General features: G+C 40.8%; 15 protein-coding genes. 9 read left to right on the top strand and 6 right to left on the bottom strand.

All coding sequences use genetic code 11. The annotated features are described in order from the left end of the window. The first annotated feature begins 1 nt into the window (after position 1). The 3 genes from F2B13_RS19055 (at position 2) to F2B13_RS19045 (ending at position 3050) form a co-directional block, all read left to right on the top strand. The gene (locus tag F2B13_RS19055; protein ID WP_149304857.1) at positions 2–937 is read left to right on the top strand and encodes a mechanosensitive ion channel family protein; all 936 of its coding nucleotides are present in this window, start codon (positions 2–4) and stop codon (positions 935–937) included. Further along, complete coding sequence (locus F2B13_RS19050) at positions 927–1808, top strand: DUF6268 family outer membrane beta-barrel protein (protein ID WP_149275159.1); 882 nt, start codon at positions 927–929, stop codon at positions 1806–1808. Before F2B13_RS19055 ends, F2B13_RS19050 begins: the two co-directional genes overlap by 11 nt. A gap of 78 nt (positions 1809–1886) precedes the next feature. After that, a complete protein-coding gene (locus tag F2B13_RS19045; RefSeq protein ID WP_149275160.1) occupies positions 1887–3050 on the top strand; it encodes a sigma-54-dependent transcriptional regulator in 1164 nt (387 codons plus the stop codon). 4 nt (positions 3051–3054) lie between these two features. Here F2B13_RS19045 and F2B13_RS19040 read toward each other — a convergent pair whose 3' ends face one another. Beyond that, entirely contained in the window at positions 3055–3744 is a 690-nt protein-coding gene (locus tag F2B13_RS19040; protein ID WP_149304856.1) for a hypothetical protein, read from the bottom strand. Positions 3745–3939: 195 nt separating this feature from the next. Between F2B13_RS19040 and F2B13_RS19035 the strand changes: the two genes are divergently transcribed. From F2B13_RS19035 to F2B13_RS19025, 3 genes are all read left to right on the top strand, one after another. Continuing rightward, positions 3940–4824, top strand: coding sequence for a PPK2 family polyphosphate kinase (locus F2B13_RS19035; protein ID WP_149275162.1), 885 nt, complete (start codon positions 3940–3942; stop codon positions 4822–4824). Further along, the gene (locus F2B13_RS19030) at positions 4821–6191 is read left to right on the top strand and encodes a M28 family peptidase (protein ID WP_149304855.1); all 1371 of its coding nucleotides are present in this window, start codon (positions 4821–4823) and stop codon (positions 6189–6191) included. The genes F2B13_RS19035 and F2B13_RS19030 overlap by 4 nt, the downstream gene beginning before the upstream one ends. A gap of 156 nt (positions 6192–6347) precedes the next feature. Continuing rightward, positions 6348–7280, top strand: coding sequence for a peptidylprolyl isomerase (locus F2B13_RS19025; protein ID WP_149304854.1), 933 nt, complete (start codon positions 6348–6350; stop codon positions 7278–7280). Positions 7281–7803: 523 nt separating this feature from the next. Here F2B13_RS19025 and F2B13_RS19020 read toward each other — a convergent pair. The 4 genes from F2B13_RS19020 to F2B13_RS19005 form a co-directional block, all read right to left on the bottom strand. Further along, the gene (locus tag F2B13_RS19020) at positions 7804–7998 is read right to left on the bottom strand and encodes a cold-shock protein (RefSeq protein WP_149275165.1); all 195 of its coding nucleotides are present in this window, start codon (positions 7996–7998) and stop codon (positions 7804–7806) included. A 133-nt stretch (positions 7999–8131) separates the two neighbouring features. Continuing rightward, positions 8132–8512, bottom strand: coding sequence for a hypothetical protein (locus F2B13_RS19015; RefSeq protein WP_149304853.1), 381 nt, complete (start codon positions 8510–8512; stop codon positions 8132–8134). A gap of 5 nt (positions 8513–8517) precedes the next feature. Further along, positions 8518–9369, bottom strand: coding sequence for a hypothetical protein (locus tag F2B13_RS19010; protein WP_149275167.1), 852 nt, complete (start codon positions 9367–9369; stop codon positions 8518–8520). A 141-nt stretch (positions 9370–9510) separates the two neighbouring features. Further along, positions 9511–10149, bottom strand: a complete 639-nt coding sequence (locus F2B13_RS19005) for a peroxiredoxin (RefSeq protein ID WP_149275168.1) — start codon at positions 10147–10149, stop codon at positions 9511–9513. A 109-nt stretch (positions 10150–10258) separates the two neighbouring features. On the opposite strand from F2B13_RS19005, the gene F2B13_RS19000 reads away from it, so the two are divergent. Continuing rightward, on the top strand, positions 10259–10804 hold the full coding sequence (locus F2B13_RS19000; RefSeq protein WP_149275169.1) for a YfiT family bacillithiol transferase: 546 nt from the start codon (positions 10259–10261) through the stop codon (positions 10802–10804). Between the two features lie 44 nt (positions 10805–10848). On the opposite strand, the gene F2B13_RS18995 is transcribed toward F2B13_RS19000, so the two are convergent. Next, on the bottom strand, positions 10849–11409 hold the full coding sequence (locus F2B13_RS18995; protein ID WP_149304852.1) for a thioredoxin family protein: 561 nt from the start codon (positions 11407–11409) through the stop codon (positions 10849–10851). A gap of 298 nt (positions 11410–11707) precedes the next feature. Between F2B13_RS18995 and F2B13_RS18990 the strand changes: the two genes are divergently transcribed. Next, positions 11708–12628, top strand: a complete 921-nt coding sequence (locus tag F2B13_RS18990) for a bile acid:sodium symporter family protein (RefSeq protein ID WP_232625268.1) — start codon at positions 11708–11710, stop codon at positions 12626–12628. Further along, positions 12625–13671 (top strand): 1-acyl-sn-glycerol-3-phosphate acyltransferase, encoded by a 1047-nt coding sequence (locus F2B13_RS18985; protein WP_149275172.1) that lies wholly within the window; start codon positions 12625–12627, stop codon positions 13669–13671. Before F2B13_RS18990 ends, F2B13_RS18985 begins: the two co-directional genes overlap by 4 nt. Positions 13672–13688 lie beyond the last annotated feature (17 nt).

The following is a 13688-nucleotide window of genomic DNA, read 5'->3' as shown; positions in this document are numbered from 1 at the left end:
TATGGTTCAAGACGAAGCGAGTAAGGTAAAAGAAATAATTGAGCAGGATATTTGGGGCTCGATAAAGGAGTTTATGAATTTTGGGGTCTCTTTCGGAGATGGTGACAAGAAGATTCAAATTACCATCGGCTTGCTCTTACTTTTAAGTATCGCCCTGATTATCACAACTTTTGTACTGAACTGGTTGCGTCGCTTGTTGACCAGAAAAATGGAGGGAGATGACAAATTAAAGTTTTTTGGGGTCTTCAAGTTCACAAGATATGTAATTTATGTTATCGTCATTTTACTGACGATGAGTGCTGCAGGTATCGATATTACCTTATTGCTCACGGCTTCTGCGGCTCTCTTTGTAGGCCTAGGTCTTGCCCTTCAAGACCTTTTTCAAGATATCATCGGGGGCATTTTTATAATTCTTGACAAATCACTGCATGTGGGCGATATTATCGAGCTAGATGGAAAGGTGGGCAAGGTCTTCGAAATCAAATTGAGGACGACCAGGGCCATAACCCGCGACGATAAGGTAATTATCATACCAAATCACCATTTTATCAGCGACATCATTTATAACTATACCCAGAATCATAAAATGACCCGTGAAAAGGTGTCTGTGGGGGTTGCTTATGGAAGTGATGTGGAGCTGGTAACGAAAATTCTTGAGAAAATTGCGACAACGCAAAAAGGTATTTTAAAAAACCCGAAACCTTTTGTTCTCTTTGATGATTTTGGAGATTCAGCCCTACTTTTCTCGCTTAATTTTTTTTTAAGTGATAGCTACAACGATCCAAGGATAAAAAGTGAGATGAGATACCGGATCGACGCAGAATTCAGGAAGAATAACGTTACCATACCCTTTCCGCAGAGAGACGTACATATTTTTCAAAAAACCCCGATTCAACATAGTGAGGTTGGTAAACTCGATGCCGGTCATGAATCATAGAACAACGGCAAGATTTGACCATTTGGTTATCGTGTTGTTATGGGCAAGTTTAGGTTTCGCACAGACACCTGATGTGTTCAGGGCCGAGTATATGATTATGCCTAAAAATAAGGCCGATGCGCAACTTTCAAGAGTAAAATTAGTAGTCAATTTCCCTATTTCGGTCAAAGACTCCAATAATATTGTTATTGGCGGAGAATACAATCGTTTTGCATACGACCTTAAGCAAGATCTATCGGTTAACGAGAGTGGCCTTAAACAGTTTCATGTTATCGATTTTAACGTGGCCTATGTATATAGGTATGACCCCTACTGGAGATTTATCGGTGTGCTGACTCCTCGATTGGCATCGACTTTAACAAATCCTATCGAGAATGGAGACTTTTCGGTCAATGCTACCTTGGGAGCTTTCAGGGAAAATAAAACGATTAAAAGACCTACCCGCCTTGTTTTGGGCATAGCCTATAATTCAACGGTAGCACTTCGTGTTCCTCTGCCAATTATCTACTTTGAAAAACGATTCCATCCAAATTGGTCCTACGTAATAGGAGTTCCTAAAACTGGTATGAAATATCATTTAGGTGAAAGACATATGTTTCAAACTGAATTTATAGTGGATGGCTATTATGTTAACCTTCAAAATAACATTGTGTTGCCGAATACGATTTCGGCCTCGTCCGTGTCGTCTTCGGCAGCCTTGGTCACATTGGGCTACCAATTTAAAGTATTCAAAGATATGTTCATTTATGGTTATTTAGGGCATACCTTATTTCAGGATAGCGTTTTGAGAGATGAGGATAGAAACGATATTTTTACGCTTAACAAAGAGCCAAGTTTTTACATTCGTTCTGGATTTCGAATCGGTCTTTGAACAGATTATAAGGTTTTGGCCTAATTTTGGTACTATTCAAAACGTATGTCTAATTTATAAAAGAAAAAATCACAAAAAATGCCTAAGATACTTGTAATTGAAGATGAATCGGCCATTCGAAGGGTTTTGGTCAAAATACTATCGGAGGAAAATGACACGTATATCCTAGAAGAAGCGGAAGATGGACTCAAAGGTTTAGAGGCTATAAAGAACAACGATTTTGACTTGGTGCTTTGCGATATTAAAATGCCCAAAATGGATGGGGTCGAGGTGCTCGAAGCGGCACGGAAAATAAAGCCCGAAATCCCATTAATCATGATATCAGGTCATGGTGACCTCGATACTGCGGTTAATACGATGCGCTTGGGAGCTTTCGACTACATATCCAAACCACCAGATTTGAATAGGCTTTTGACTACCGTACGAAATGCGTTGGATAGAAAAGAATTGGTCGTCGAAAATAAGAAACTAAAGAAGAAGGTAAGCAAGAACTATGAGATGATCGGCCATAGTAAAGAAATTTCCCTTATTAAGGATATGATTGAAAAAGTGGCCCCAACGGATGCCAGGGTATTGATAACGGGTTCAAACGGAACGGGAAAGGAACTTGTCGCCCATTGGATTCATGAGAAGAGCCAGCGAAGTGGTGAATCATTTGTAGAAGTGAACTGCGCGGCCATACCCTCAGAACTTATTGAAAGTGAACTTTTCGGCCATGTGAAAGGGGCATTTACCTCCGCTGTGAGAGATAGAGCGGGAAAATTCGAAGCGGCAAACAAAGGCACCATTTTTTTGGATGAAATTGGTGATATGAGCCTTTCGGCCCAAGCGAAGGTCTTGCGTGCTTTGCAAGAGAATAAAATTTCAAGGGTGGGTACCGATAAAGATATAAAGGTAGATGTCAGGGTAGTAGCGGCAACCAACAAAAACCTAAAAAAAGAGATTGAAGAGGGAAGGTTTCGTGAAGATTTGTATCATAGGCTTGCCGTAATACTTATTGAGGTTCCGGCTTTGAACGATCGTCGTGACGATATTCCGCTATTAATAGAATATTTTTCGGATAAAATAACCTCCGAACAGGGTATTTCACCAAAAACTTTCTCCGATAAGGCCATCAAACTATTGAAAGGTTTTGACTGGACGGGCAATATCAGGGAATTAAGAAATGTGGTGGAACGATTGATTATTTTGGGAGGTAAAGAGGTTACCGAAGAAGATGTAAAACTTTTTGCAAGCAAGTAAAACATTAGCGCTCACATTGGCCCAATTTTTCGATGGCAGCGGCAGTTATTTCCTTGGTCTTCAAATTGTAGTATTTTTTATTCTCCGATAGGTTGGGTTTCAAGAGTTCCTGTTCACATTGATTATAAATTCTGTTGGCGAAGGCCTTGGCCTGTTTGCAGTTCACATTGGCAATAACTTTATCCAATGAAACCTTATAATGGGCTAAAGAAGAGTCTATTTTTTGGTGTGCAAAGGCTTCCGTACTAGGTTTTCTAGGCGTTAGGCCTTGTATGTCGGTAGTGTTTATGTTTAATACGTCATTGCCAAAAAAACTTTGGTGTCCGTCGTGTTCTTTGAGTAGCGTGATGCTTTCGATAATACTTTGTTTTGCCTTTTCAAGAAGCATCTGGGTAGCCGCCAAAGTTACCGCTTTCGCGGCCATTTTCAGTTGTTCGGAACTCTCTGTAATAATCTCCACTGCTTGTTCGCATCCACATTCATTAAGCTGACTTTTTGTTTTTTCTATGGCGTTTATAGCCTTATAGGTATGAAAACGGGTCAATTGAATATCGATTTCTCCTATGGCCTTTTCAGTTTCAGATTTTACATACCCCATATTGGATTCCGCATACTGGCAGGCTTGATTTGGTTTAAATGAAGAGAGAAAACCAAAGAAAATCGCACAAATAAAAATACGGTAGGTAAGCTTCATAGCAATAGGTATTAAACGTAAAATCTGGGTCTATTAGTATGTAAAGATAATTATATCAGCGTTTTACAAATATTATTTTCGACAGACAACACCGGAATTCACGTTTTTTGGACGAACCGTTCGCTTCTTTTGCTGAATGGTTATTTTTTTTAACAAGTACTACTGTTCAACGATAAAATACTTTATATTCCATGTATGAAGAAAATCGATACCGACGTCTATAAGGCGAGTGGAGGGGTAAAGCTATCAGAGTGTGCGACTTATGAAGATTTTGATGCCTCGGAAAAAGAATTGAAAAAAGAGTTGGAAAAGCTTCGAGAGAAACTCGGAGACTTTCAGGATACGTTATACGCCCATGCCAAATACAGTGTTTTAATTTGTATTCAGGGTATGGATACTGCGGGAAAAGATAGTCTCATACGAGAGGTTTTTAAAGATTTCAACGTACGAGGTGTTGTGGTGCATAGTTTTAAGGTGCCGACTGAAATTGAGCTCAAACACGATTACTTATGGAGGCATTATATCGCACTTCCGGCAAGAGGAAAATTCGGAGTCTTCAACCGTACCCATTATGAAAATGTGCTGGTAACAAGGGTTCATCCCGAATACATATTGGGAGAACGTCTCCCAAATATTGATTCTATCGAAGACATAGATGAAAAATTTTGGAGCCGACGCTTCGCTGAGATTAATAATTTTGAGCAACATCTTGCCCAGAACGGAACGATTATCTTTAAATTCTTCCTTCATCTATCCAAGGAAGAGCAACGACAAAGATTACTTCGAAGGTTGGCACTGAAGCGAAAAAATTGGAAGTTTTCTCCGGGCGACCTTGACGAGCGGGAATTATGGAACGATTATCAGGATTGTTACGAAGATGCAATCAATCAGACTTCCAAGGCCCACGCGCCGTGGTATATTATTCCCTCCGATAGCAAAAAAGCTTCGCGTTTAATCGTGGCCTCGATTTTATGGGAAGAACTCAAAAAATATGATGATATCAAGGAACCGGAGCTCGATGAAAAGGTCGAGGCGAATATTGCGTTGTACAAAGAGAAATTAGAAAAAGAGAAAAAATGAAGAGATTAACGTGTGTACTGCTCTTATTTGTTTTTCAGGTTTATGCCCAAAACGAAGATGAAAAACAAATACGAGCGATATTTGATGCCGCACTTACCCAAGGTAAGGCCTATGATTGGCTAAATTATCTTTCGAACCAGATTGGAGGTCGGCTTTCCGGCTCTATTCAAGCACAGCAAGCCGTTGATTATACCAAAGCGCAGTTGGATTCTTTGAATTTGGACCGCGTATGGCTACAGCCGGTAATGGTGCCCAAGTGGGTCAGGGGAACTCCTGAGTTTGCCTATTTCGAGACATCGCCCGGTAATTCTATCAACGTTCCGATCTGTGCCTTGGGTGGATCCGTCGCAACACCTCCTGGAGGACTAAAAGCTCAAGTGGTCGAGGTAAAGGGTATTGAAGAGCTCGAACAATTAGGGAGGGAGCAGCTTGAAGGGAAAATAGTATTTTACAATCGACCTATGGACCCTAAATTGATTTCAACTTTTGAGGCATACTCGGGCTGTGTCGACCAACGGTATTCGGGGGCTGCAGAAGCGGCCAAGTATGGGGCAATTGGGGTGATTGTGAGATCGATGAACCTGAATTTAGATGATTACCCACATACTGGATCTATGGGCTATGGCGATACGCCTGTAGCGGAACGAATTCCGGCAGCGGCCATCAGTACCCTAGGTGCCAACCTTCTGAGTACAACCCTAAAACTAAATTCGGATACACGTTTTTATTTCAAGCAGAGTTGTAAGCAGTTCGATGATGTGCAATCGTACAACGTGATAGGTGAGATTAAGGGAACTCAATATCCTAATGAAATAATGGTGGTGGGTGGTCATCTTGACTCATGGGATCTGGGGGATGGATCGCACGATGATGGTGCTGGATGTGTGCAAAGTATGGATGTACTTCGTCTGCTAAAACTTACGGGTTACAAACCAAAAAGGACATTGCGCGTGGTACTGTTCATGAACGAGGAGAATGGCCTTAGAGGGGGAAATGAATATGCTGCAGTTGCGAAGAAGAACAAAGAAGAACACATATTTGCACTGGAAAGTGATTCCGGGGGCTTTACGCCGAGAGGTTTTTCATTTGACTGTTCAGCAGAAAACTTGACCAAAGTCCAGGGGTGGAAAAAGCTCTTCGAACCTTATTTGTTACACCTTTTTGACAAAGGCTATAGTGGTGCCGATATTGGGCCTCTAAAAAACGATAAGATTGTTTTGGCCGGTCTTGAACCTGATTCGCAGCGCTATTTTGTGCACCATCATGCCGAAAACGACACTTTCGAACACGTGAATCGGCGTGAGCTTGAACTAGGGGCCGCTAGTATGGCGAGTTTGATCTACCTTGTAGATACCTATGGATTTTAGTCGTTGAAGGTGATAATTTGATCGAATCTGCGTAGATCGGGTATGCATTGATCATAGGTAGTCCTCTTCGGGGCAAATGGCCTTCGTTGCCAAGGGATAAGAATCTTTGGGCCAAACATTTTCCTTACCTTTGCAGCTTATTTAAAAAAAATTACGATGCAAGACGGAATCTACGCAAAATTTAATACCTCAAAAGGGGAAGTATTGGTCAAACTTACTCACGAAAAGACACCCGGTACGGTCGGTAACTTTGTCGCCCTTGCCGAGGGCGACCAGAAGAATACAATAAAGGGCAAAGGGGAACCCTATTACGACGGGTTAAAATTCCATCGTGTTATACCTGATTTTATGATTCAGGGAGGATGCCCATTGGGAACAGGAACCGCAGATGCCGGCTATAAGTTTGATGATGAATTCCATCCAGACCTGAAACATTCTAAGGCAGGTGTACTTTCGATGGCGAATGCGGGCCCTGGAACGAACGGTAGTCAGTTTTTTATTACCCACGTTCCTACGCCATGGCTAGATAATAAGCATACGGTGTTCGGATTTGTTCAAAACGGACAAGAGACGGTAGACCGTATTGCCCAAGGAGATGTTATTGAGAGTTTAGAGATTATTCGAGTAGGGGACAAAGCCAAAAACTGGAACGCAGTCGAAGCCTTTGAAACGTTCAAAGGTTCTAGGGAAAAAAGACTGGCCGAACAAAAAGCACAACAAAAAGCAGAACTCGATAAGATTACGGCCGGCTACGAGAGCACCGATAGTGGTATTCGCTATAAAATGCTTAAAGAAGGAGATGGCGCGAAAGCCGAAAAAGGACAGACGGTTTCCGTGCACTATGAAGGTTCGCTTTTAGACGGACAAGTATTTGATTCTTCATATAAACGTAAGCAGCCGATCGATTTTAAATTAGGCGTAGGCCAAGTAATTCCTGGTTGGGATGAGGGTATCGGCCTATTGAAGGTAGGGGATAAGGCCCGCCTCGTAATTCCTCCCGATTTAGCCTATGGATCGGCGGGAGCCGGAGGGGTCATTCCGCCGAATGCAGTTCTTATTTTTGAGGTAGAGCTTATGGGAGTCAAATAAAATAGAGAGTCATATACGTTGAGATTACCAACAAGTTAGCAGCCCCGACATTTTTGCCGGGGCTGTCTGTTTTGACGCCTGATGGTAACGATATGACTTGGTACATTAAAACTTGATTTCTTACCTTCTTTAAAAAGGAAGGTCACTCGACAAATGGAATTTCTGGAGGATGGAAAGGCTTTCAGGTAAGTGCATGGCAGCTACCTGTCAACATCTGACCCTTGGGCTAACAACTATTTTGTTATTTAGGGTTTTTTACGCTTGCACTCAATAAAAACAATACAATGTTTATAATGAGTAGAAATAAGAGAATTCCGAAAAAAGTAATCATAGTTTATAATTTGATTACGTGGGGATAATAGTCTTTACTACTAGATTCGCAGTAATGAAAAAGGTTGCGTCAAAAACTTCGGCAAATGTATGAAAAATATTACTAATTTATTTTAAGGTATTTCTAAAAGCAAAAATCCCTGTCTATCAGTTGATAAACAGGGATTTAGTATTAAAAAAGTTTATGCGTATCTTAGTCTATTACTTTCACATTTACCGCGTTTAGTCCTTTTTTACCTTGTTGTAGTTCAAATTCTACAACGTCACCTTCACGAATTTCATCGATTAAACCAGAAATGTGTACAAAGTGATCTTCGCTTGAACCATCTTCAGTGATAAAACCATAACCTTTGGAATCATTGAAGAATTTTACTGTTCCTTTACCCATAATAAAAAATTAAAAAATTAAATTAAAGCGCGAAGATAGGATTAATATTTTTAATCAAGTGATTTTTTGAGAGTTATCTTTTGTTTAAGCAACAGATAATACAATCGTAACAGCAGCTATTTGATTGACTATATCACATCAGCAGGCCGTTTATGGAGTTCGCGATACCTTTTGTATCTAGACTAATGATAGCACTTGCCAACGTCAATACGGCGCTTGCCCTCTCCAACACTTTTTGAACGTCGTTCAAATTTTTGTATAACCGTTGTGTTTCCTTGGTAATGGTGTTTATTTGTTCAAGACTGCCTTTGGCATCGGTCATCACCAATAAGGCCGCCCTGGTATAGACTTCAGTGGTAAATTCCAATTGTTGGCTGTGTAATTCTTTTAGGCGCATATTTTCCTCTTCTGAAAGATGTTGAAAATGCTCATACCTGAAATCCCCCAAGGCATTGGTCATCCTCAAAAGATTATCGGCTAAATCCTTAACCTGTTCCGAAGTTAGATTTTCCATGCTAACTATTTGGTTTTAAAGTAGGTGTGCATGGCGCTGTTCCATCGATTTTTAAGGGCGCCAAGTTTCGTTTTTACCTCATCATCGGTCAAATTATTTATATGCGTATAGAGCACTTGATGGCCTTCTGATATACTTTCCAAAGCTTTGGAAAAGTTTTTGAGTTCTTCCTGCTTTGTTTCGATATCCTTTAGGCTGTTAAAATAATCCTCGGCAAATTTCGTACGCTCATAAACCGACAATTTTTCGTCTGCCACAAGGTCGAAATAGAAATTTTTCAAAAGACTTTTTTGTACCTCTAGTTTACCGTTTAAATTTCCGGCCAGATTTAGTCTTAGAAAATGTACTAATTGTGTGAGTGGTTCATGGGCTTCACTTACATACTTTTTGATTTTGCTTCTTCGGTATCCGTCGGTAAAGGCCCTCAATATCACAGTGGATATGTTTGAATAAGCCTTAACATCATCTGTGTTCAATTTTATGGGACCAAAATCTCCAGTGGTCAAGGCATCGGTAAGATCTTGGGTTTGATAACGAGTCAATTTGCTGGCACTAATAGTCTTAAGCCCAAATAAATAGCCGCTTATACTTTTGTAGATAATCGTAGTGATACTATCTGCTTTTTTGTCCGGGGTACAGTTACATGTAACATCATGAATCGTAAGATTGCGAATACTTTGCTGTTCACAATCCGCTTCGCAGCGCTGATGGAAACTACTGGCAAGCTGTTCATATTGTCCTATACCCTCCAGCGAAGTTTCTGAGAATTCCGCGATATGCTTAAGGTTTACACAACTAGATGAAACCAAAGCGACAAGTATACCAAGAAAGACATACGATTTGAAAAGCAACGGCATTTGAATGAAATTTCTTATTACAAGGTAGTAAGAATGTAATAATTTAAGGAAAATACGATTTCAAAAAAAACCGTCTAGATGATCGATGATCAAGACGGTCTTTAAAAATATTTTACCAATAGGGTATAAAAAGATCTAAGCCTATGCCGTTGGATCAGGAGTCATTCGTAGGTAAGGTTTGACTTCTTTTACCCCTCTTTCAAACATGGTTTTCGCATCTTCAGTAGAAATTGCAGGGCTTACTACTACATCTTGTCCATGCTCCCAGTTCGCCGGTGTGGCAACCTTGTGATAAGCCGTTAACTGTAAAGAATCTATCACTCTTAATAATTCATAAAAGTTTCTTCCGGTCGAGGCAGGATAGGTGAGGGTAAGCTTCACGGTCTTGTCGGGTGCAATAATGAAAACCGAGCGAACGGTTAAGTTATTGTCCGCATTCGGATGTATCATATCATATAAGTCGGAAACCTTTTTATCTTCATCGGCAATAATCGGGAAGTTGACCGTGGTCTGCTGTACTTCATTGATGTCTTTTATCCATTCTACATGTGATGCAGCGCCATCAACACTAAGAGCTAACATTTTCACGTTCCTTTTGTCGAACTCATCCTTGAATTTTGCCGCCGTACCCAATTCGGTAGTACAGACCGGAGTAAAATCAGCGGGATGAGAGAAAAGAATTCCCCAGCTATCCCCAAGATAATCGTAAAGATTGATAGTTCCCATGGAACTTTCTGCTGTAAAATCAGGGGCTTTGTCGCCCAGTCGTATCGTAGCCATTTATTGTGTTTTAAGGATTAAAAATAAAATCCTATAAATTTAGTAGATTAAACAAACATCCCCATGATTTTATGGTTAAAAATGTATTAAAGTTTCCTATTTTTAAGGTATGGAAAAATCAGAACTGGAAGCCTTGAAATATCCCATAGGAAAGTTTCAAGTTCCTAAAAGTATCACCGAGGAAGATTTGTCGGTCTGGATAACGGTGCTCGAAGAATTTCCAAAGAGATTGAGAGTTTTGGTAGAAGGATTGACCGAAGAGCAATTGGAAACTCCTTACCGACCTGGAGGTTGGTCGGTTCGGCAGACGGTGCACCACATTTCTGATAGCCATCATAACAGTTATATGCGTTTCAAGTGGGCCTTGACGGAAGATAAGCCGGTTATTAAACCCTATGATGAAAAAGCTTGGGCGGCTCTTTTTGACTCTAAAAGTGCACCAATAGCCCTCTCTTTAGACCATTTGCAGGCGGTGCATGCGAAGTTGGTGTATCTGCTCAAGGGACTTTCCAAAGAGAGCTTGAAAAAAGAGTTCGTTCATCCTGATGGGCATATCGAAACGTCCTTGGATGAAAACATCGGTAGATATGCTTGGCACAGCAATCACCACTATGCACATATCCAAAATTTAATACAACGTAGGAAGTGGCTCTAATGTGCCTCAAATAATGGATATCCGATAAAATGTCAAACCCTTGGTCAGGCTTTTTTCCATTTTATATTACAGCCGATACTCGGTTTTTGATGTGGGTCTATTTCGTTGCCTTCCAATAAGGCATTCAACGCATTTCTTATATCGTTACCCGTAAGGGCTATGCCATTGCCCGGTCTTGAATCATCAAGTTGACCGCGATACACTAAGTTCATTTTACGGTCGAACAGAAAGAAATCAGGGGTGCAGGCTGCCTGATAATCGGCAGCCACTTGCTGTGTCTTATCATACAGGTACGGAAAACTGTATCCCTCTTTTTTAGCGGTTTCCTTCATCAAATCCGGACCGTCTTGTGGATAGTTCGCCACGTCATTGCTTGAGATGGCTACGATACCAATGCCCTTTTCCTGATATTCTTCTCCCAATCGCTTGAGTTCAGGATTGACATGTTTCACAAATGGACAATGGTTGCAGATGAACATGATCAAAGTGCCCTTTGTACCTTTTAAAGTTTGCAGATCAAATGTTTTTCCGGTGATGGTATCCCTTAAACTGAACTCTGGGGTCGTAGTGCCCAAAGGTAACATCGTACTTGGAGTGTTTGCCATTTTCTTTTGTTTATGACCTTAAATTTAAAAAAAAGTAATCGTGGCGCTTTGGTCATATCAAGTCTATTTTAACTTCATTAAAATTTTGGGTGGGCAAACCTAAAGCCGATCCAAGCTAACGAGGAGGATCTACATACGATTGTTGGCCGCGCAAGTTGGTGTGGACTTCTATTTTCAATAAAGGCAAATTACCATATTCAAGTACGAATGTCTTATCTTGAAAGCTGTAGCAACCAAAGATGTCTTGCCAAAGGGTTAAGGGCATCTGATACTAATGATTTTTAAATTTTACCAACTTTTGTCAAATAGTGTTTTAGATAGTGCGGTCTTGAATTTTGATGCACAAGCACAATGGGTACTGAATATAGCGCTGGCACTTGTAATGTTTGGCGTATCTCTTGAAATAGCTATAGAGGATTTTAAAAGGCTTTATCACAGACCGAAGCCTATAATGGCAGGGGTATTCAGTCAGTTTATACTTCTTCCGGCGATTACATTTTTATTGGTGTGGGCCATAGAACCACTACCCAGTATTGCCATGGGCATGTTTATGGTAGCGGCATGCCCAGGTGGAAACGTCTCTAATTTTATCACCAATTTGGCCAAGGGCAATACGGCGTTGTCAGTGAGCATAACAGCTTTTACAACAGTATTTGCCGTGGTGATGACGCCATTGAACCTTACCTTTTGGGGTGGTCTCTATGCACCTTCCGCAGAAATACTTAAAGAGGTGTCGCTATCGCCCTCCCAAATGGTCAAGTTGGTGGCGCTATTGCTCGGACTTCCATTAGTATTGGGTATGTACATCAACCATCGTAGGCCCCAGCTGGCCTTACGACTTGCAAGAGTCTTTAAACCCCTCTCCTTGTTGTTTTTTGTGCTTTTGATTTTCTTGGCACTGTTTAACAACCGCGATATCTTTATAAACTACATTCTTTATATATTTTGGATTGTAGTACTCCATAATCTGATGGCTTTCATGACAGGATATTCATTCGCCCGGGTTATAGGGTTGTCGCAGCGAAATGTTCGATCGATCACCATTGAAACGGGTATACAAAATTCTGGTCTTGGCTTGCTCTTGATTTTTTCTTTTTTTGATGGGCTTGGCGGAATGGCCCTACTGACCGCTTTTTGGGGAATTTGGCATTTGGTTTCCGGTCTGTTGTTGGCAAGCTTTTGGGGTCGTAAACCGATTAAGGGTAAAAGACTGATTTGAAAGATTTCATATATAGACTTATTAAATTCTGGATCAAATCCGGATTATCGCTTTATTACGGTAAAATAAAAATCTTCGGTTTAGAAAATATTCCAAAGAATGGGCCCTTATTTTTTCTTCCAAACCATCAGGCGGCTTTAATGGATGTACTTTTAATCGCTACACACTGCGGTCGGAAGCCTTTTTTTCTTGCAAGGTCCGATGTCTTCAAAGGGTCTTTTTTAAAACAAATTTTTACTTTTTTGCGTATGATTCCAATCTATCGCCAACGAGATGGGCGCGGGTCCTTAAAATATAATCAAGAGATATTCGACCGCTGTGGCAACTTGTTCGGGCAAGGTCATGCTTTGGTGATGTTCCCTGAGGCAAACCACAATATCAAACGTCGGGTTCGTAAGTTGAGTAAGGGTTTTGTACGCATTTCATTCAATGCCCTGGAAAAGCACCCAGAACTTGACCTTTGCCTCTTACCTGTCGGCTTTAACTATATCTCGAATACCGGTTTCCCGGATAGGGTTGCCCTTTATTTCGATACAGGTATCGAAATGTCGCAGATGAAAGTCGACCAACATACAGTAAAAACAGCTAACGGTTTAAAGATGCTGGTTTTCGACAGATTGAAGAAACTGACAACGCATATTGATTCGGAGGAAAACTACGGTCATGTAGTTAGGCAATTGAATGCAAATGGTGTAGATTATCTAGATCCGGCTGAAACAAACGAGCGCATAAATATCGGTTTCGATTTAAAAAGTGATTTCTACGAGGAATCTCGAGAGCGTGGCAACAGATTATGGAAATGGCTTTTTTCTGTAGTTAATTTTCCAATAGTATTGCCTTGGCGTTTATGGATAAAACCTAGGGTTTGGGAGCCGGAATTTACGGCCACTCTACGATTTGGTTTTGCCCTATTGGTATATCCATTATACTATGCGTTATTGTTCTGTGTGGCTTCTTTGGTCTGGAATTTAGGGGTCGGTTTGGCATTGATACTAGCTCTTTTCCTATTTAATTGGGGCTATGTGAAGAAAGCGCGCCCTTGAGCAAGCGAAGGTCGAGT

It is taken from the genome of Pareuzebyella sediminis, assembly GCF_008367235.1.
GTDB lineage: Bacteria > Bacteroidota > Bacteroidia > Flavobacteriales > Flavobacteriaceae > Pareuzebyella > Pareuzebyella sediminis.
This window is presented reverse-complemented; position numbering and strand designations above follow the sequence as displayed.